The 20,017-nt window shown below is 72.4% G+C and carries 14 protein-coding genes; 11 read left to right on the top strand and 3 right to left on the bottom strand.

Annotation, left to right across the window (positions count from 1 at the left end; translation table 11 throughout):
• Positions 1-91: 91 nt before the first annotated feature.
• On the bottom strand, positions 92-658 hold the full coding sequence (locus tag O7597_RS05775) for a TetR/AcrR family transcriptional regulator (RefSeq protein WP_269738071.1): 567 nt from the start codon (positions 656-658) through the stop codon (positions 92-94).
• 72 nt (positions 659-730) lie between these two features.
• Between O7597_RS05775 and O7597_RS05770 the strand changes: the two genes are divergently transcribed.
• The 7 genes from O7597_RS05770 to prfA all read left to right on the top strand — a co-directional run bounded on the left by O7597_RS05770 (position 731) and on the right by prfA (position 12,431).
• Positions 731-2,626, top strand: coding sequence for an ABC transporter ATP-binding protein (locus O7597_RS05770; protein ID WP_281582185.1), 1,896 nt, complete (start codon positions 731-733; stop codon positions 2,624-2,626).
• A gap of 8 nt (positions 2,627-2,634) precedes the next feature.
• Positions 2,635-5,922, top strand: coding sequence for an efflux RND transporter permease subunit (locus O7597_RS05765; protein WP_281582184.1), 3,288 nt, complete (start codon positions 2,635-2,637; stop codon positions 5,920-5,922).
• Between the two features lie 87 nt (positions 5,923-6,009).
• Entirely contained in the window at positions 6,010-7,248 is a 1,239-nt protein-coding gene (locus O7597_RS05760; protein WP_269738068.1) for an MFS transporter, read from the top strand.
• 89 nt (positions 7,249-7,337) lie between these two features.
• Positions 7,338-8,282, top strand: coding sequence for a homoserine kinase (gene thrB, locus O7597_RS05755; RefSeq protein WP_269738067.1), 945 nt, complete (start codon positions 7,338-7,340; stop codon positions 8,280-8,282).
• A 297-nt stretch (positions 8,283-8,579) separates the two neighbouring features.
• On the top strand, positions 8,580-10,604 hold the full coding sequence (gene rho / locus O7597_RS05750; RefSeq protein WP_269738066.1) for a transcription termination factor Rho: 2,025 nt from the start codon (positions 8,580-8,582) through the stop codon (positions 10,602-10,604).
• A 429-nt stretch (positions 10,605-11,033) separates the two neighbouring features.
• Positions 11,034-11,258 carry a 50S ribosomal protein L31 gene (gene rpmE / locus O7597_RS05745; RefSeq protein ID WP_093405395.1) on the top strand — a complete coding sequence of 75 codons (225 nt, stop codon included), beginning with the start codon at positions 11,034-11,036 and terminating at the stop codon, positions 11,256-11,258.
• Between the two features lie 84 nt (positions 11,259-11,342).
• On the top strand, positions 11,343-12,431 hold the full coding sequence (gene prfA, locus O7597_RS05740; protein ID WP_269738065.1) for a peptide chain release factor 1: 1,089 nt from the start codon (positions 11,343-11,345) through the stop codon (positions 12,429-12,431).
• A 14-nt stretch (positions 12,432-12,445) separates the two neighbouring features.
• On the opposite strand, the gene O7597_RS05735 is transcribed toward prfA, so the two are convergent.
• Positions 12,446-13,996, bottom strand: coding sequence for a GGDEF domain-containing protein (locus tag O7597_RS05735; protein ID WP_269738064.1), 1,551 nt, complete (start codon positions 13,994-13,996; stop codon positions 12,446-12,448).
• A 70-nt stretch (positions 13,997-14,066) separates the two neighbouring features.
• Between O7597_RS05735 and prmC the strand changes: the two genes are divergently transcribed.
• From prmC to O7597_RS05715, 4 genes are all read left to right on the top strand, one after another.
• On the top strand, positions 14,067-15,047 hold the full coding sequence (gene prmC, locus O7597_RS05730; protein WP_269738063.1) for a peptide chain release factor N(5)-glutamine methyltransferase: 981 nt from the start codon (positions 14,067-14,069) through the stop codon (positions 15,045-15,047).
• The gene (locus tag O7597_RS05725) at positions 15,047-15,691 is read left to right on the top strand and encodes an L-threonylcarbamoyladenylate synthase (protein ID WP_269738709.1); all 645 of its coding nucleotides are present in this window, start codon (positions 15,047-15,049) and stop codon (positions 15,689-15,691) included. The genes prmC and O7597_RS05725 overlap by 1 nt, the downstream gene beginning before the upstream one ends.
• Positions 15,692-16,303, top strand: coding sequence for a phosphotyrosine protein phosphatase (locus O7597_RS05720; protein WP_269738062.1), 612 nt, complete (start codon positions 15,692-15,694; stop codon positions 16,301-16,303). It abuts the gene before it with no gap.
• Positions 16,304-16,398: 95 nt separating this feature from the next.
• Complete coding sequence (locus tag O7597_RS05715; protein WP_269738061.1) at positions 16,399-18,513, top strand: transglycosylase domain-containing protein; 2,115 nt, start codon at positions 16,399-16,401, stop codon at positions 18,511-18,513.
• 5 nt (positions 18,514-18,518) lie between these two features.
• Here the strand turns inward: O7597_RS05715 and O7597_RS05710 are convergent, their stop codons facing one another.
• Positions 18,519-20,012, bottom strand: coding sequence for an SDR family oxidoreductase (locus O7597_RS05710; RefSeq protein WP_269738060.1), 1,494 nt, complete (start codon positions 20,010-20,012; stop codon positions 18,519-18,521).
• Positions 20,013-20,017 lie beyond the last annotated feature (5 nt).

Here is a 20,017-nt window from a genome sequence, read left to right as displayed (position 1 = left end):
TGCAGTTGTGGCACCTCACAAGGGTGGATGAACGTGTGCGTTTCGGGAGCCACAACTGCATGATCGCCGCAAGCGGCGGGTGGTGGGGAAGTCAGGGGCGGGGGGTGACGGCGCCGGCGACGGTCCGGGTGACCAGGCCGAGCACCTCGTGGCGGGACACGTCGTGTTCGGCCAGGTAGCTCCAGCCCGCGTAGAGCTGTGCCCAGAGCACGGACTGCAACCAGGTGGCGGGCAATGCCGGATCGATGCTGCCGTCGGCGTGTCCCCGGCTCACCAGAGCGTGGAAGTCGTCGTCGCAGACACCGGTGGCCCAGGCGGGGTCGGTGACCAGTTGCGGCTCGGCGAAGACCAGTGAGAGCAGGTCGCCCAGGTCGAAGTACTCGACGCAGAGCCGCTGCAGGGCCTCAGCGCCGGTGCCCTCTGCCAGCCGGGCGCGAGCGGTCGCCCGGTTGAGCCGGGCGACACCCTCGTCGACCACGCCGGCCAGCAGGTCCGACCGCTCGGCGAAGTACCGGTGCAGGGTGGTCCGGCCGACCTGCGCCACGGTGGCGATCTCGCCCAGGCTGGCCGCCGGATTGCGGCTCAGAACCTCGATCGCGGCCTGCAGGATCGCCTGCCGGGTCCGCGCCCGACTGCCGGTCTCCTCGGTGGTCACCACGGAGAGAGGGTACCAATGTGCGATTTCGGAATTCCGATTGCCCGTTATGGAACATAGGTGTTCCATAACGGGGTGACTGCGAACGCCACTACCGCACCGACCGATCCGCAGCCGGCCGACTCCTGGGCGGCCGGCCGTCCGGGCCGGACCCACCTACTGCTCGCCTACCTACGGCCACACTGGCCGGCGATGTTGCTCGGGCTGCTGCTCGGCCTGCTGGCCAACGCCGCCGGGCTGGCCACCCCGCTGGTGACCAAATGGGTGCTGGACACCCTCGGTGCCGGCGGCTCACTGTCCCGGCCGGTGACCGTGCTGTTCGCCCTCGTCGTCGTCGGTGCCGGCATCTCGCTGTGGCAGTGGGTGCTGATGGGTGGCGTCGCCGAGCGGGTGGTGCTCGACGCGCGGTCCGGGGTGATCCGCCGCTATTTCGCCGCCCGGATCGACCAGCTCACCCGCCGGCCCGGCGGCGAACTGGTCACCCGGGCAACCTCCGACCCGGGGCTGCTGCACGAGGCGTCCGGCAGCCTCGTCGGCCTGATCAACGGTGCGGTGGCGCTGGTCGGGACGCTCGTGCTGATGGGCACGCTCGACCTGGTGCTGCTGGCCACCACCCTGGTCGCGGTCGTCGTCGTGGCGGTGCTGATGGGCCTGCTGCTGCCGTCGATCGGGCGGGCCCAGGAGGCGGCGCAGGAATCGGTGGGACGACTCGGCGGGATCCTGGAGGGTTCGCTGCGCGCCATCCGTACGGTCAAGGCCAGTCGCGCCGAACAGCGCCAGGCTGGTCTGATCATCAGGCACGCGCAGGACTCGGCACGGCACGGCGTACACGCCGCCCGCCGCGCGGCGACCGTCTGGACCATCTCCTGGACCGGCCTCCAGCTCGCCGTGATCGTCATCCTCGGATTCGGAGCGGCGCGGGCCGAGCGTGGCCTGATCGAGGTGTCCACCTTGATCGCTTTCCTGCTCTACGCCTTCCAGCTGATGGGGCCGATCAGCGAGTTGACCCAGAACATGACGGCCATGCAGGCGGGTATCGCGGCGGCCGGCCGCCTGCGGGAGATCGAGGCCATCGCGGTCGAGCCCGGTTCCCGGCCGACCGGTCAGCCGACACCGGTACCCGCCGGACCGCTCGGGCCCGTCGGATCGGAATCCGGCGACGTCGTGCTGACCTTCCAGGACGTCACCGCACGGTACGCCCCGGGGGCGCCACCCGCCGTACGCGGCATCGACCTGGCGATCCCCCGTCGTGGCCACACCGCCATCGTCGGGCCCTCCGGTGCCGGCAAGACCACCCTGTTCTCCCTGCTGCTGCGCTTCCTCGAACCGGAGCGGGGTCGACTGCTGCTTTACGGCCGTCCCTACCCGGAGCACACCCCCGTCGAGATCCGTGGCCGGCTGGCCTACGTCGAGCAGGAGGCGCCGGTGGTGCCGGGCACCGTCGGGGACAACCTGCGCTTCACCCACCCGGACGCCAGCGACGAGGAACTCTGGGCCGCACTGCGCGCGGTCGACCTGCACGACCGGGTCGGCTCGCTCGACCTCGGGCTGGACGCGCCGCTGAGCGCCACCACCGTCTCCGGCGGCGAGCGGCAGCGCATCGCGTTGGCCCGGGCGGTGCTGCGTACCCCCGACGTGCTGTTGCTCGACGAGGCGACCGCCCAGGTCGACGGACTCACCGAGGCGGTGATCGGCCGGTGCGTGCGGCAGCGGGCCACGGTGGGCGCGGTGGTGACCATCGCCCACCGGCTCTCCACCGTGCTCGACGCCGATCAGATCGTCGTGATGGACCGTGGCCGGATCCGGGCCGTCGGCGACCACGCCACCCTGCTGCGCACCGACGAGCTGTACCGCGATCTGGTGGCGTCGCTGCGGATCAGCACCGCCGAGAGCCCGCCCGACCCGGAATCCGGTGGACCGAGCGGGTCGGGCACACTGCTCGTACCCCTCGACCGTCTCCCCCAGGAGTGAGCCTCGCGATGTCGCTGCTCGCCAGATTCAGCCTCGCCAACCGAGGGCTGGTAGCCCTCATCGCGGTGGTGACCACGGCGTTCGGTGCGTACGCCGTGCCGTCACTGAAGCAGCAACTCCTACCGTCACTGGAGTTCCCCGCCGCCTTCATCGTGGCCCAGTACCCCGGTGCCGCGCCGGAGGTCGTCGAGTCCGAGGTCGCCGAGCCGATCGAGAACAGCCTGCGCGGCATCTCCGGTCTCGACTCGGTCGTCTCGACCTCCCGAGAGGGCCTGACCACCATCCAGGTGCAGTACGAGTTCGGCACCGAACTCGACGACATGGTCAGCCGGATGCAGACCGCGATCAACCGGACCAGCCTGCCGGAGGGCGTCGACCCGCAGGTGATCGCGGGCAGCACCGACGACCTGCCGGCGGTGGTGCTGGCCGCGTCCGGCGACGACGACGAGCGGACCCTCGCCGGCAAGCTCCGGGACACCGTGGTGCCGGAACTGGCGGCGATCGACGGCGTACGCGGCGTCGAGCTGACCGGCGTCCGGGACGAACTTGTGGTGATCACCCCGGATCCGGCGAAGCTGGCGAAGGCGAAGGTGCAGCCGACCGCGATCGGCACGGCGTTGCAGGCCAACGGCGTGGCGGTGCCCGCCGGAGCCGTGCTGGACGGCCAGCGCACCCTGCCGGTGCAGGTGGGCACCCCGCTGACCACCCTGGACGAGCTGCGGGACGTGATCGTCGCTCCGCCGGTCAAGAAGGCCGGACCGGTCCGTCTCGGCGACGTCGCCACGGTCGAGGAGCAACTCGCCCCGGCCACCGCCATCACCCGCACCAACGGCCGGGAGAGCCTCGGCATCGCGGTCACCGCCGACCCGGACGGCAACGCGGTGGAGATCTCGCACGCGGTCGCCGACCGGCTCGCCGACCTGCGCTCCGCCACCGGCGCCGAGTTGACCGTGGTGCTCGACCAGGCGCCGTTCGTGGAGAAGTCCATCAAGACGCTGAGCACCGAGGGCCTGCTGGGTCTGATCATGGCCGTGGTGGTCATCCTGGTGTTCCTGCTGTCGGTACGTTCCACCGTGGTCACCGCGGTCTCCATCCCGCTGTCGGTGGTGGTGGCGCTGATCGCCCTCTGGATCGGTGACTACTCGCTCAACCTGCTCACCCTCGGCGCGTTGACGGTCGCGGTCGGCCGGGTGGTGGACGACTCGATCGTCGTGCTGGAGAACATCAAGCGACACCTGACGTACGGGGGGCCGAAACGACAGGCGATTCTCACCGCCGTACGCGAGGTGGCCGGTGCGGTGACCGCGTCGACGTTGACCACGGTTGCCGTCTTCGCCCCCATCGCCCTGGTCGGTGGCTTCGTCGGGCAGCTCTTCGCACCCTTCGCGATCACGGTCACCGTGGCGCTGCTCGCCTCGCTGCTGGTCTCGCTGACGGTGATCCCGGTGCTCGCGTACTGGTTCCTCAAGCCGGTCAGCGCCGCGGCCGACGGGGCGGCGGTCCGGCGGGCGGCTGAGGAGCGCGAGCTGCGCAGCCCGTTGCAGCGGGCGTACCTGCCGGTCATCCGGTTCGCCACCGGGCGGCGGGCCTACCGGTGGGCGACCCTGGCGGCGGGACTGCTGGTGCTGTTCGGCACCTTCGGGCTGGCCCGGCAGTTGGAGACGAACTTCCTCGACGACTCCGGTCAGGACACCCTCAACATCCGCCAGGAACTGCCGGTCGGCACCGGGTTGGCCGGCACCGACGCGGCGGCCAGGCGGGTCGAGGCGGTGCTGGCGGACACTGCGGGCATCGACTCGTACCAGGTCACCGCCGGTGGCGGCGACACACCCTGGGCCGGCAGCGCCGGCAACAACGTGGCCAACTACGCCCTGCGGCTCGGCGGGGACACCGACGCGAAGGCGATGCGCGGCGTGCTGCGGGACCGGTTCGCGACGCTCGGGTCCGAGGCCGGCGAGATCACCTTCCCGGCGGGCCAGGGCGGGGCGTCCGCCAACGAGCTGGCGGTCATCGTCCGGGCCGCCGATCCCGAGGTGCTGGCCGCCGCCGCGGCGCAGGCCGAGGCGGCACTGACCGGCATCGGCGGGGTCGAGGACGTCTCGACCACCCTGGCCCAGCGGGTACCCCGGGTCGACGTGACGGTCGACCGGGTGGCGGCCAGCCGGGCCGGGCTCACCGAGGCCGCCGTCGGCCAACTGGTGGCGCAGTCTTTCCGGGGTACGCCGCTGGGTCAGGTGACCGTCGACGGCGCCGCCCGGGACGTGGTGCTGCGCCTGTCGGCGGCACCGCCGGCGACCGTGGCGGAGCTGCGGGCCCTGCCGGTGGGCGCGGTCGAGCTGGACGACATCGCCGACGTCACCGAGACCACCGGCCCGCAACAGGTACGGCGGATCGACGGTGAGCGCAGCGTCTCGGTGACCGGCACGGTCACCGGCTCCGACCTGGGCGCGATCAGCGCCGAGCTGCAGCGTCGCCTCGACGCGATCGACGTACCGGGGGCCACGTTCTCCCTCGGCGGGGTCAGCGCCGAGCAGCGGGAGACCTTCGCCGATCTGGGTCTGGCCGTGCTGGCCGCGATCGCGATCGTCTTCCTGATCATGATGGCGACGTTCCGGAGCGTGGTGCAGGCGCTGATCCTGCTGGTGTCCATTCCGTTCGCGGCCACCGGAGCGGTCGCTCTGCTGCTGGTCAGCGGCACCGCACTGAGCGTGCCGGCGCTGATCGGTGTGCTCATGCTGGTCGGCATCGTGGTGACGAACGCCATCGTGCTGCTCGACCTGGTCAACCAGTACCGGGCCCAGGGCATGGGGGTGCGGGAGGCGGTGGTCGAGGGTGGACGGCACCGGCTGCGGCCGATCCTGATGACCGCGATCGCCACCATCTTCGCGCTGACGCCGATGGCCTTCGGGCTGACCGGTGAGGGCGGTTTCATCTCGCGACCGCTGGCCATCGTGGTGATCGGCGGCCTGCTCACCTCCACGCTGCTCACGCTGATCCTGGTGCCGACGCTGTACGCCATGGTGGAGGACACCAAGGTCTCGGTGCGGGCGTGGCGGCGGCGCCGTCACGGTGACCCGGCCGGCGAACCGGGTGCCGGCGAGACCGACGGCGCCGAGCCGGACACCGACCGGACGCCGGTGGGAGCGCAGGCCGGTGCCGGCACGGCGGACACCGGCCGGCGGGAGAGCCGGCCGGTACCGGCGGCGCCCTCCGGGGCGTTGATCGAGAACACCGACCAGTTCGAGGTGCTGCGGCTGCCGAAGACCCGTAACTCGCCGTTCCCACCGAACGGGTGACCGGGCACCCCCGGAGGGTCCTCGGGCCCTCCGGGGGTGTCCGCGCTCCGACTCGGCCACCGACGGTGGCCGGGTATGGTCCGCTCCGTGGCGTCCACCCTCTCGGTCCTCACCCGCAACCGGAACTTCCGCAATCTCTTCCTCGCCGAGCTGGTGGTCTTCGGTGCCGACTGGTTCGTCATGGTTCCGTTGCTGGTGCTGCTGCCGAAGCTGACCGGCAGCGGGGTGTGGGGCGCTCTGGTGCTCGCCGTGGACACCGGCATCGTGGCGCTGTTGCTGCCGTACTCCGGCACCATCGCCGACCGCTTCGACCGGCGCACGATCATGATCGTCTCGAACGCCGCGGCGCTTGTCGGCGTCCTGCTGCTGCTCGGCGTACGCGACGCCGGCACGGCCTGGCTGGCGCTGCTCGGTATCGGCGTGGTCGCGGTGGCGAAGGCGTTCTACTCACCGGCGGCGCAGGCGGCGCTGCCGAACGTGCTCGATCCGGACGAGCTGGCCGCCGGCAACGCGGTGGCCGGTTCGGCGTGGGGCACGATGACCGTCGTCGGCGCGTCGCTCGGTGGGGTGCTCAGCGCGGCGGCCGGGCCGTACGCCTGTTTCTGGGTCGGTGCGGTCGGGCTGGTGATCGCCGCGGGCCTGGCCACGCTCATCCGCCGCCCGTTGCAGGCAACCCGGGAGCGGGGGGCGAGGCCGCCGCAGACCTGGGCGGCCATCCGCGAGGCGCTCGTCTACATCGGGCACCGTCCGCGGGTGCTGGCGCTGGTGACGGTCAAGTCGGCGGTGGGTCTCGGCAACGGTGTGTTGACCGTCTTTCCGCTGCTCGCCGGGGTGTACGGGGTCGGCGCGCTCGGTGCCGGCCTGCTGTTCGCCGTCCGTGGTGCCGGCGCGTTGGTCGGTCCGATCATGATGCGTCGGGTGCTGACCAACCGTGCCTGGCTGCTGCCCGGCCTGGCCCTGTCCATGTCGGCGTACGGGCTGGCCTACCTCGGTACCTCCGTGGCCGCCTGGTTCCCGCTGGTGCTGGTCCTGGTCTTCGTGGCGCACTTCGCGGGTGGCAGCAACTGGGTGATGTCGAACTTCGCCCTGCAGGGCGAGGTGCCGGACCGGCTACGGGGTCGCGTCTTCGCGACCGACATGATGCTGGCGACCCTGGCGATCTCCGTCAGTCAGCTGGTGGTTGCCGCGGTCGTGGACATCGTCGACGAGCGTGTCGTACTGGCCGGCTGCGGCCTGGTCACCCTGGTCTACGCGATCGGCTGGCGGATCGCGACGCGGGGTCTGTCGCTCGCCGCGTCGCCACCCGCCGTCGCGGAGAACCGGTAGCGAGGTGCGGTCCGGTGCCCCCGGTGTTCGGTGTCCCAGGTGCCGGGCGATGCTCCCCATCGGTGGCGGCTGTCCCTAGCATGGGCGGGGTGTCGACCACATTCGTCGCCGAACCGGCCCGGGTCCGGGTGCCGGCCACCAGTGCGAACCTGGGGCCCGGCTTCGACGCGCTCGGGCTGGCCCTCGCGCTGCACGACGACGTCGCCGCCGAGGTGACGGCCGGGGGCGTGACGGTGACGGTGACCGGCGAGGGAGCCGGCGAGCTGCCGACCGACGACAGCCACCTGGTGGTACGCGCCATGCGCGCGACCTTCGACGCGCTCGGTGGGCAACCACCGGGGCTGGCGGTGGAATGTGTCAACCGCATCCCGCAGGCGCGCGGGCTCGGCTCCTCGTCGGCGGCGATCGTCGCCGGGGTGCTGCTGGCCCGGGCGCTGGTGGCGGAGGGCGCAAGTCGCCTCGGCGACGACGCGGTGCTGCGGCTGGCCGCCGAGATCGAGGGCCATCCGGACAATGTCGCACCCTGCCTGCTCGGCGGCTTCACCCTGGCCTGGACGGAGCCGGACGGTTCCCGGGCGGTGTCGCTGCCGGTGGCCCACGGCGTACGCCCCACGGTGCTGGTGCCGGCCGAGCGGGGGCTGACCGCCTCGGCCCGTGCGGCGTTGCCGGCCGCCGTGCCGCACGCCGATGCCGCGTTCAACGCCGGCCGGGCGGCGCTGCTGGTGCACGCGTTGACCGCGCAGCCGGCGCTGCTGCTGCCGGCGACCGCCGACCGGTTGCACCAGGGCTATCGCGCGGCGTCGATGCCGGGCACGAACACCCTGGTCAACGAGCTGCGTGCGGCTGGTGTGGCGGCCGTGGTCAGTGGTGCGGGCCCCACCGTGCTCGCCCTGTCCGAGCTGCCCGTAGAATTCGACGCGGGAACAGACTGGCGGCTGCTGCGGTTGGCGGTAGATGTATGCGGGGCGCAGGTCGAACGGGGTAGACTCGGACACGCGGAGCGGGACCCTGTTGCCGCAGGTCGCAAGAGTTGATTACGCTCTAGACTTAGCACAGCCGCGAAGCATGCGATCTCCCTGCGGGTCGGCGCACCCCCGAAGCTTTCGGCGGTAAGCCCGTCACCCCTGCCTAGGCCCACGCCGCACCGCAGTCTTCACTGGTCGCCGCAGACGGCGAAACCCCGCCCACCGCTCCATCTGGTGGGTCGGGAGACCGACCGGCTGCTGTGTCAAAGACTCCCGCGAAGCGTCATGCGAGGCGGGTGTACCGAGGCCGCCCGGCCACCTGTTGTCGATTCCGGGCAGTCCCGGCCTATCGAGGGAAGGAATCCATTGAGCGACACCACCGACGTGACGTCGGATGTTTCCAACGTCGCTGGCGATGCCACCACCGCTGCCCCCGCCCGCCGCCGGCGCAGCGGCACCGGCCTGTCGGCGATGCTGCTGCCGGAGCTGCAGAGCCTGGCCGCGTCGCTCGGCATCTCGGGGACGGCTCGCATGCGCAAGGGCGAGCTGATCAGCGCGATCACCGAGCGGCAGGGCGGCACTGCCGGGGCCCCTCGACCACGGGCCGAGGTCGCGGCGGCCGCCGCACCGGTCCGCGAGGAGGTGCACGCGGAGGTACGGGACGCCGGCGAGCGACCGGAGGCCGAACGCCGTGGCGCCGAACAGCCGGCGGCGAGCGTCGAGAGCGAGGGTCGTGGCCGTACCCGGCGGAGCCGGACCGCCGTGGCCGAACCGCGTGCCGAGGAGGCCGCCGCCGAGGGCGAGCGGTCCGAGGGCCGGTCCGGCCGTGGCGCCGAGCGCGGCGAGCGTGCCGAGCGGGGTGACCGTGCGGAGCGCAGCGCCGAGCGCGGTGACCGAGGCGAGCGCGCCGACCGCGGCGACCGTGCCGAGCGGGGTGACCGTGCCGAGCGCGGCGAGCGGGACAACCGTGCCGAGCGCGGCGAGCGTGCCGAGCGTGGTGACCGTGCCGAGCGCGGTGACCGAGGTGAGCGTGCCGAGCGCGGTGACCGAGGTGAGCGCGCCGAGCGCGGTGACCGAGGCGAGCGCGCCGACCGTGGTGACCGCGGACAGCGCGGCGAGCGGGACAACGACGGTGACGACGACGGCGACAGCGGCGGTCGGCGCAGCCGGCGCAGCCGTTTCCGGGACCGCCGGCGGGGCCGGGGCGACCGCAACGATTCCGGTGGCGACGGCGGCCGTGAGCCGCAGGTCGGCGAGGACGACGTGCTCGTGCCGGTGGCCGGCATCGTCGACGTGCTGGACAACTACGCCTTCGTCCGGACCACCGGCTACCTGGCCGGTCCCAACGACGTCTACGTGTCGATGTCCCAGATCAAGAAGTACGGCCTGCGGCGCGGTGACGCGATCACCGGCGCGGTCCGGGCGGCCCGCGACGGCGAGCAGCGGCGTGACAAGTACAACCCGCTGGTCCGGCTGGACACCATCAACGGGATGGAGTCGGACGAGGCCAAGCGCCGGCCGGAGTTCTACAAGCTCACCCCGTTGTACCCACAGGAGCGGCTGCGGCTGGAGACCGAGCCGCACATCCTCACCACCCGGGTCATCGACCTGGTCATGCCGATCGGCAAGGGGCAGCGGGCGCTGATCGTGTCGCCGCCGAAGGCCGGTAAGACCATGGTGCTGCAGGCGATCGCCAACGCCATCACGCACAACAATCCGGAGTGCCACCTGATGGTGGTGCTGGTGGACGAGCGACCCGAAGAGGTCACCGACATGCAGCGGTCGGTCAAGGGCGAGGTCATCGCGGCCACGTTCGACCGCCCGCCGCAGGACCACACCACCGTCGCCGAGCTGGCGATCGAGCGGGCCAAGCGCCTGGTCGAGCTGGGCCACGACGTCGTCGTGCTGCTCGACTCGGTGACCCGGCTCGGTCGGTCGTACAACCTGGCGGCACCGGCCAGCGGCCGGATCATGTCGGGTGGTATCGACTCCACCGCGTTGTACCCGCCGAAGCGGTTCCTCGGCGCGGCCCGCAACATCGAGAACGGCGGCTCGCTGACCATCCTCGCCACCGCCCTGGTGGAGACCGGTTCCATGGCGGACACGGTCATCTTCGAGGAGTTCAAGGGCACCGGCAACGCGGAGCTGAAGCTGGACCGGAAGATCGCCGACAAGCGGACCTTCCCGGCCATCGACATCCACCCGTCCGGCACGCGCAAGGAGGAGATCCTGCTCGCGCCGGAGGAGTTGGCCATCGTGCACAAGCTCCGCAAGGTGCTGCACTCGCTGGATTCGCAGGCGGCACTCGACCTCCTGCTGGACCGGCTCAAGCAGTCCCGTACCAACATCGAGTTCCTGATGCAGATCGCCAAGTCGACGCCGGGGGAGTAACTCCCGCCGACGAAGACCGACGAAAGGGCGTGGCCGGGTCCGGCCACGCCCTTTTCGGGTGCCGGATCGGCTCGGGTCCCTCCGCCCGTACCCTCTCGGTTCTGGCCCTTTGCTCTGCTTCACCCCACGCACCGGAAGCCGGCCGGAACCAGTGCGCCGGTTGAAGCAGAGCAAAGGGGGCGCGGAGGTAGATATGTCCCTGCTGGTGGCGTCGGGGTGGGTGCAGGAATGCTTCGCGCAGGTGGTGGGAATGCGTACGGCAGGCCCGGTGTTGCTACCGGCGACCAGGTGACGCGGCCCGCCTCCAGGGCCCACCGAAGCCCATGGCAGACTGGTCAATCGGCCACCGGTTCCGGTTCACGCCCCCATCGGCAGGCAGCGGCAGGCCAGGGGCGACCCGGCGACCACAGACGAGAGGACCGAGGCGACATGAAGCCCAACATCCACCCGGAGTACGTGACCACCGAGGTCAGCTGCTCCTGCGGTAACACCTTCACCACCCGCAGCACCGCCAAGGGCGGCTCGATCCACGTCGAGACGTGCAGCGCCTGCCACCCGTTCTACACGGGCAAGCAGCGTGTGCTGGACACCGCTGGCCGGGTCGCGAAGTTCCAGCAGAAGTACGCCAAGGTTCAGGGCAAGAAGGCCAAGTAGCTCCTCGTCCGACGCCCGCGTCCGGTTCACCGCCGGGCGCGGGCGTTGTCCGTCTGTGTCCGGTCTCAAGGAGCGATCTCCAGCATGAGCAGTGAACGCCTGGCCGCCCTCCTCGACGAGTACGCCGAGTTGGAGAAGCGACTGGCCGACCCCGCGATCCACGCCGACCAGGGCACCGCCCGTCGGATCGGCCGTCGCTACGCCGAGCTGGTGCCGCTGCACAAGGCCGCCGCCGAACTGGAGCAGGCCCGCGCCGATCTCGCCGCGGCGCGCGAACTGGCCGCCGAGGACGCCTCCTTCGCCGCCGAGGCCGAGACGATCGCGGCGACGCTGCCGGTGCTGGAGGAGCGGCTCGCCGAACTGCTCATCCCTCGTGACCCGCACGACGCCAAGGACGTCATCGTCGAGATCAAGGCGGGCGAGGGCGGCGAGGAGTCCGCGTTGTTCGCCGGTGACCTGCTGCGCATGTACACCCGGTACGCGGAGCGGCGCGGCTGGGTCACCGAGGTGATCGACGCTCAGGACTCCGACCTCGGCGGCGTGAAGGACGTCTCGCTGGCGATCAAGACGAAGGGTGTGCCGGAGGGCGGCAACGGAGTCTGGTCCCGGTTGAAGTGGGAGGGCGGCGTACACCGGGTGCAGCGGGTCCCGGTCACCGAGTCGCAGGGACGCATCCACACCAGCGCGGCCGGCGTACTGGTGTTGCCGGAGGCCGAGGAGGTCGACGTCACCGTCGACCCGAACGAGTTGCGCATCGACGTCTTCCGCTCGTCCGGGCCCGGGGGCCAGTCGGTGAACACCACGGACTCGGCGGTGCGGATCACCCACCTGCCCACCGGCATCGTGGTCTCCTGCCAGAACGAGAAGTCCCAGTTGCAGAACCGGGAGCAGGCGATGCGGATCCTGCGCGCCCGGCTGCTGGCCGCCGCGCAGGAGCAGGCCGACGCCGCCGCGTCGGACGCCCGCAAGGCCCAGGTGCGTACGGTGGACCGCTCCGAGCGGATCCGCACCTACAACTTCCCGCAGAACCGGATCACCGATCACCGGATCGGCTTCACCGCGTACAACCTGGATCTGGTGCTCGCCGGGGAGCTGGACGGCGTGCTCGACGCGCTCGGCGAGGCGGACCGGGCCGCGCGCCTGGCGGGCGACGCGGAGCTGACCCGCCGCTGAGACGCTGCCGTCGGTCAGGCGGTACGCGGCCGGGCCTTGGCCCGCAGCATCTCCCGGTCGGCGGCCTCGAAGGCGGCGCCGAGCGCGTCCCGCTGGCCGGGGCCGCCCGCGCCCACCTCGGCGAAACCGATGCTGACCCCGACCGGAGTGCCTGGTACCAGTGACTCCCAGTCCTCGGTGCGGACGGCCGCGTCGATCCGGCGAGCCACCTCGGCCGCCTCGGTCATCCCCGCTTCCGGCAGCACCACCACGAACTCGTCACCGCCGTAGCGGGCGACGAAGTCGCCCCGACGCATCACCCGGTTGATGACTCCGGCGACCCGTTGCAGGACCAGGTCGCCCGAGTGGTGCCCGTGCCGCGTGTTGACCGCCTTGAACCCGTCCAGGTCGCAGACGCCGATCACCACCCGCTCACCCCGGGCGACCACGGCCGCGATGTAGCGCTCCAACCGGCGCCGGTTGGGCAGCCCGGTCAGCGGGTCGGTGAGTGCCTCTCCCTCGAACCGGGCCGCTTCGCGACGCATCTCCTCGTGGTCGATCCGGGCGGCGATGCCGTCGATGTAGACGTCCCGGAGCCGGTCGTGGCGCTGCGCGGCGAGCCGGAAGGCCAGCCGGTCGGCCCGGTGCGCGGCGGCGTGGTCACCGGCTCGTCCGAGCGCCATGCTGCGCAGCCGGGCCGGCTCGGCCGCGCCGAGCGTCTCCGCGGACACCTGGACGGTGTCCAGCCGGGTGACCGCCTCGATGGGGCGTCCGCTGGCGATGGCGAGACACACCTGGCCGAGCTGGCGCATGTCGCGGGCCCGGGCACTGTCCGCGCCGTAGCCGAGCAGCCGGGCCGGGTCCAGGCCCGGGACAGGATCGATGTCGTCGCCGAGGGCACACCGGCGGGCGGCCGCGTAGCCGTAGGCGGCCAGGCTGCTGGGACGCAGCCGGTCGGCACGTCCGGCGGTGACGAACCGGCCCAGGTCGCCGCCGACATCACGCAGTACGCGCAGACAGCCGTCGCTGTCACCGGTGTGGTCCAGGGCGACCGCGTTGCGCAGCCGGATGCCCGGCGCGGCGAACGTCTCCTCGGGGATGCCGGCGGCGGTGCCCAGTTGCCGGGCGCGTTCGATCGCGCCCAACGCGTAGCCGTGGAAGCTGAGGTACGAGTAGGCCATCGCCAGGTCGTGCCAGCCCCAGGCGGTGTCCCGGTCCGCCTCCTCGACCGCGCCGAGCGCCCGGGCGGCCTTGACCAGGTGCGTCACGCAGCGGTCCAGCGCGCCCTGATGATGGGCGGCCAGCGCGGCCAGGGCGTTGAGGTGCCCGTGCAGATAGGGCTCGGCGAGGTCGCGTACCGCCGCGGACGCCTCCTCGATGGCGCGGGTGTACTCGGCGGTACGCCCGAGGTTGATCAGGGCCGAGAGCCGCTGCACGAGCGCGTCGGCGCGGGCGTGCGGGTCGCGGGTGGCACGCAGCACCTGCTCCAGGAGCCCGTACGCCTCGGTGGAACGGCTCACCTCCTGCAACGCCCGCGCCTTCGTCAGGGCGTCAACCTGGTCCTCGACCCGGTCGAGCCAGCCCACCCGTGACCTCCTGTCGGTGTGCCGCTGCACCCGCTTATGCACGTGCACGGCGACGCTTCATGATTATTGCGTGACCACCGCGCCGCAACACCCGTCCGAAGGGACGAGACGTCACCGTCCGACGCCCGTGATCGCCGACGCGGCCCGTACTCTCGCCACCGCCGGCGTGACCTCGGCCCGCGCGGAGGCCGAGCTGCTGGCCGGGTACGTGCTCGGGATCCCCCGGGGGCGGTTGGCGCTGGCGGACGGCTTCACCGACGAGCAACTCGTCGGTTACCGAGCGCTGGTGGCCCGCCGGTCCCGACGGGAACCGTTGCAGTATCTCACCGGCACCGCCGGCTTCCGGCACCTGGAGCTGGCCGTCGGGCCGGGTGTCTTCGTGCCACGCCCGGAGACCGAACTGCTCGCCGGGTGGGGCGTCGACCAGGCCCGGCGGGTCGCGGGCAACGACGGCGGGCAGGCCGACGGGCGGTCGGAGCCGCTGGTGGTGGACCTGTGCAGCGGGTCCGGGGCGATCGCCCTGTCGGTGGCCTCCGAGGTGCCGCAGGCCCGGGTGGTGGCGGTGGAACGCTCGCCGCGGGCGCTGTCCTGGCTGCGGCGCAACGCGGCGGCTCGGGTCGCCGCCGGTGACCGGCCGATCGAGGTGGTGGCGGCGGACGCCACCGATCCGGCGCTGCTGGCCGAGCTGGCGGGTCGGGTGGACGTGCTGCTGTGCAACCCGCCGTACGTCCCGCTCGCGGTGGCCGTACCTCCGGAGGTGGCCGACCACGACCCGGCGGAGGCCGTGTTCGGTGGGACGGACGGGCTGGACGTCATCCGCCGGGTGATCGACCGGGCGGCTTTCCTGCTGCGTTCCGGTGGCGTCCTCGGCGTCGAACACGACGACAGCCACGGCACGGTGGTGCCGGATCTGCTCGCCGCCGACGGTCGGTACGCCGCGATCGTCGACCATCGCGACCTCGCCGGCCGGCCGCGTTTCGTCACCGCGTCCCGCCTCGCGGACCGCCCGCCACCCGGTGCCACCGCGACGTGGCAGACTGGCTCCTCGTGATGCTCTACGACTGCCGGTCGCTCGCCGACCGGGACCGCGGCATCGCTGCGGCCATCGAGGCGGTCCGCAACGGCGAGCTGGTCGTCCTGCCGACCGACACGGTCTACGGGATCGGCGCCGACGCGTTCACCCCGTACGCGGTCAAGGCGCTGCTGGACGCCAAGGCTGTCCCGCACGCCTCGCCGCCGGTGCTGATCGGTTCCCGGCACACCCTCGACGGCCTGGCCTACACCCTGCCCGCCGCGGCGCGTGATCTGGTCGAGGCGTTCTGGCCGGGCGCGCTGACCATCGTGGTGAAGCACTCGGCGAGCCTGCGGTGGGATCTCGGCGACGACAGCGGCACGGTGGCGGTGCGGATGCCGCTGCACCCGGTGGCGCTGGAGGTGCTGCGCGAAACCGGGCCGATGGCGGTCGCGTCGGCCAACAAGCTCGGTCAGCCGGCCGCGCTCACCGCCGACCAGGCGCGCGACCAACTCGCCTACTCCGTGCGGGCCTACCTGGAGGCGGGGCCGGCGGTGGATCCGGTGCCCAGCACGATCGTGGACCTGACCGGCGACGAGGCGGTGCTGGTCCGGGAGGGCGCGATCGACCTGGCCCGGCTCCGTGAGGTGGTACCGGAGCTGCGTGAGAGTCAGGTGGTGTAGGTGCCTCCCTTCACCGTCCTGCACGTCTGCATGGGCAACATCTGCCGTTCTCCGATGGCCGAGCGGCTGCTCACCCTCGCCGTGGCCGATCGGCTGGCCCGGCGCGAGGTCGACCCGGCCCGGGCCGGGGAACTGCTGCACAGCCACAGCGCGGGCACCGGCGGTTGGCATGCCGGCGAGGAGATGAACCCGCCGGCGGCCCGTCAGGTCATTACCCGGGGCGGCGACACCGACGGGTTCGCCGCCCGCAAACTGCGCTCCGATCACATCGACGCCGCCGACCTGGTGCTGACCGCCACCGCGGATCAGCAGGAGTACGTGACCGCGTTGCGGCCCGACGCCGCCGGCCGCACGTTCGTCCTCGGCGAGTTCGGCCGGTTGCTGGCCGCGCTCGACCCGGCCGGGTTGCCGGCGGCCGAGGCCACCGCCGACGCGGTACACGCCCGTGGCGTGGCGTTGGTCGAGGCGGCGCACGAGGCCCGTCAGGGCGCCACCGCGCTGCCCACCGACGACCTCGACGACCCGTGGGGGCGCGGTGACCAGTGCTTCAGCCGGGTCGCCGACGAGATCGAGGAGACGGTGCAGCCCCTCGCCGCGCTGCTGCTCCCCTGATCGGCGAATTTCATCCGGGTTTGGGGAAAGGCGCGGCAGAAAGGGTGATTAGCGCCATCCTGAGGGAGTCCTGACGGCTCCTGCGGGGAGAGCTGATGACCCGGGCGTTCTTGCCGAAGATGTTCACCGTCCTGCTGGCCGGCACGCTCGCCGGCCTGGTGCTGGCGGTGGCGGCGCTGCCGGCCGCGCTGGTGTTCGGCATCGGATTCTCGGCGCTCTCCGCGCCGTACGCGGAGCTGCCCAACACGCTGCGGACACCGCCGACGGCCCAACGATCGAACCTGTACGCCAGCGACGGCACCACCCTGATCACCTCCTTCTACCAGGAGGACCGGGTGGACGTGCCGCTGGACGAGGTGGCGCCGGTGATGCGGCAGGCCATCATCGCCGCCGAGGACGCCCGCTTCCACGAGCACAGCGGGGTGGACCTGCGGGGCATCGTGCGGGCCTTCACCGCCAACCGGCGCGACGGCGCCACCCGGCAGGGCGCCTCCACGCTGACCATGCAGTACGTCCGCAACGTGTTGAGCACCGACCCCCGGCTCAGCGAGGCGCAGCGGGCCGCGGCCACCGAGGTGAGCACCGCCCGCAAGATCCAGGAGATCCGGTACGCGCTGGCGCTGGAGCGGGAGCTGACCAAGGAGCAGATCCTCGCCCGTTACCTGAACATCGCGTACTTCGGTGCCGGCGCGTACGGCGTCGCCGCCGCCAGCAAGCGGTACTTCTCCACCGCACCGGCGAAGCTCACGCTGGCCCAGGCGGCGCTGCTGGCCGGGCTGGTCCGGTCCCCGGACAGCGACGATCCGATAAACGGCGACGCCGACAGCGCGACCGCCCGGCGCGGCTACGTGCTGGACCGGATGGTCGAATCGGGCGTGGCCGCGCCCGAGGAGGCGGCCCGGATCGCGGCCCAGCCGTTGAACCTGCGGCCCAGCGAGACACCGAACGACTGCACGGCGGTGCCCGAGGGGCACAACGACTGGGGGTTCTTCTGCGACTGGTTCACCCGCTGGTGGAACAGTCAGAAGGCGTTCGGCGCCAGTGTCGACGAGCGGCAACGCACCCTGCGCCGGGGCGGGTTCAGCATCGTCTCCTCACTCGACCCCGGTGTGCAGCGGGCCACCACCGAACAGGTGCGGCGGATCTACCCGGCCGAGCACCCGCACGCCATGCCGACCGCGGTGGTCCAACCCGGCACCGGGCGGGTGCTCGCCATGTCGGTGAACCGCACCTACAGCGTGGCCGCGAACCCCGGCGGGCAGCAGAACCACCCCAACACCGTCAACCAACTGGTCGCCGGCGGCGGCACCATCGTCGGCTACCAGGGCGGTTCCACGTTCAAGCTGTTCACCATGCTGGCCGCGCTGGAGGCCGGGCTGCCGCTGAACACGGTCTTCGACGCGCCTCGACGGATCGTGACCGACTTCCGGGTCAGCGGCACCGAGGCGAGCTGCGGAGGGTACTGGTGTCCGCAGAACGCCAGCGCCTCGGTGAGCGGCCGGCACGACATGTGGACCGCCTTCGGCGACTCGGTCAACACGTACTTCGCCTGGCTCACCGAGCGGGTCGGGGCGGACCGGGTGGTGGAGATGGCCGAACGGCTCGGCATCGTGTTCCGGGCCGACGACGACGCCCAACTGGCCCGGCACGGTGCCCGGGAGTGGGGCCCGTTCACCCTGGGGGTCTCCGCGACCACCCCGCTCGACCTGGCCGGTGCGTACGCGACATTGGGCGCGGAGGGCACGTGGTGCGCGCCCACGCCGGTCACCTCGATCACCGATGCGGACGGTCGCCGCGTGGCCGCCGGGCAGCCGGACTGCCGGCAGGTGCTCGACGTCGACGTGGCCCGGGCGGCGGCGGACGCCGCCCGTTGCCCGGTCGGCGACCAGTCGATGTACCAGGGCTGCGACGGCGGCACGGCGACCGGGCTGCGCGGTCAGCTCGGCCGGCCGGTGGTGGGCAAGACGGGCAGCTCCGAGCGGTACGCCACGGAGACGGTCGTGGCCCTCACCCCGCAGGTGGCGGTGGCGGCGATGGCGGCCAACCCCGACGAGCCGCGCGACGCCGTCGGCCGGGCGGTGCAGACCGCCATGGTGGAGGCGGTCGGGGAGATCCTCTCCTTCGCCCTGCGCGACGAGCCGGTCCGCGACTTCGTGCCGCCGAGCGAGACGACCGCCTGGCGGGTCACCGGGCAGCGCACCGGCGACTGACCGGCTCAGCCGGCGGCCGGGCCGCGGGCCGGGGCGGCCGCCGCCAACCGCTCGGCACCCTCGGCGATGTTGCGGGCCATCCCGCCGAAGACCACCGCGTGGAACGGCGTCACCGCGGCCCAGTACGCGTGCCCGACCAGACCCCGGGGCAGGAAGACCGCCCGCTGCCGGTAGCTGACCTGTCCCGCGTCGTCGGTCTGCACCCGCATCTCCAGCCAGGCCCGGCCGGGCAGCCGCATCTCGGCGCGCAGCCGCAGCAGTTCGCCGGGGACGATCTCCTCCACCCGCCAGAAGTCGAGTGCCTCGCCGACCCGCAACTGGTGCGGGTGACGCCGGCCGCGCCGCAGCCCCACCCCGCCGACCAGCCGGTCCAACCAGCCGCGCACGGACCAGGCGAGCGGGAACGAGTACCAGCCGTTCTCCCCACCGACCCCCTCGATCACCTGCCACAACGCCTCCGGCGGGGCCGCCACCGTCTGCTCCCGCAGGTCGGTGTAGGCGGTGCCGCCGCTCCAGTGCGGGTCGCTCGGCAGCGGCTCGGCGGGGGCGTCCGCACCGGCCGCGTTCGACCACCGGGTCTCCACCTCGGCGTCGCGCACCTTGGCCAGCGCCAGCTCGACCGCCCGGTCGAAACCGGTGAGTCCGCCGGCCGGGTCCGGCAGGTACGTCGCGATGTCGTGCTCGTGCGCCACCGCCTCGTGCACCAGGCTCTCCACCAGCGGCCGGGCGAGCGCGTTGGGCACCGGGGTGACCAGTCCGACCCAGTACGACGACAGTGTGGGCGTGAGCGGCCGTACCGGCAGCAGGAGACGGCGGGAGAGCCCGGCGACCCGGGCGTAGCGCTGCATCATGTCGCCGAAGGTCAACACGTCCGGACCGGCGATGTCGAAGGCCCGGTTGACCTCCGGTGGCAGCGTCGCGCAGCCGACCAGGTAGCGCAGCACGTCGCGGACCGCGATCGGCTGGATCCGGTTGCTGACCCAGCGTGGGGTGACCATCACCGGCAGCCGCTCGGTCAGGTAGCGCAACATCTCGAACGACGCCGAGCCGGAGCCGAGGATCACCGCCGCCCGCAGCACCACCGTGGGCACGCCGCTGTCCAGCAGGATCCGCGCCACCTCGGCGCGGGAGCGCAGGTGCGCCGAGGCGGCGTCGTCGGGCGCCGGCTCCGGCCCACCCAGGTAGACGATCCGGCGTACGCCTGCGGCGCGGGCCGCCTCGGCGAAGGTCGTCGCGGCCTGCCGGTCGGCGGCCTCGAAGCCGGCCTGGCCGAGCGAGTGCACCAGGTAGTACGCCACGTCGACGCCGTCGAAGACGCCGGCCAGGCTCTCCGGCCGGCTCAGGTCGCCCTCGACCACCTCGACCTGCGCGGCCCACGGCACGTCGCGCAGCCGATTGGCCCGCCGCGCCAGGCAGCGCACCGCGTATCCCTCGGCCAGCAGGCGCGGCGCCAGGCGCCCGCCGATGTATCCGGTCGCTCCGGTCACCAGGCATCTCACGCCTC

The organism is Verrucosispora sp. WMMC514 (genome assembly GCF_027497295.1).
Lineage (GTDB): Bacteria > Actinomycetota > Actinomycetes > Mycobacteriales > Micromonosporaceae > Micromonospora > Micromonospora palythoicola.
This window is presented reverse-complemented; position numbering and strand designations above follow the sequence as displayed.

Coding starts and splice junctions, on each gene's coding strand:
- O7597_RS05715 (WP_269738061.1), top strand. CDS start 16,399: ATGACCCGGGCGTTCTTGCCGAAGATGTTCACCGTCCTGCTGGCCGGC.
- O7597_RS05725 (WP_269738709.1), top strand. CDS start 15,047: ATGCTCTACGACTGCCGGTCGCTCGCCGACCGGGACCGCGGCATCGCT.
- O7597_RS05765 (WP_281582184.1), top strand. CDS start 2,635: ATGTCGCTGCTCGCCAGATTCAGCCTCGCCAACCGAGGGCTGGTAGCC.
- prfA (WP_269738065.1), top strand. CDS start 11,343: ATGAGCAGTGAACGCCTGGCCGCCCTCCTCGACGAGTACGCCGAGTTG.
- rpmE (WP_093405395.1), top strand. CDS start 11,034: ATGAAGCCCAACATCCACCCGGAGTACGTGACCACCGAGGTCAGCTGC.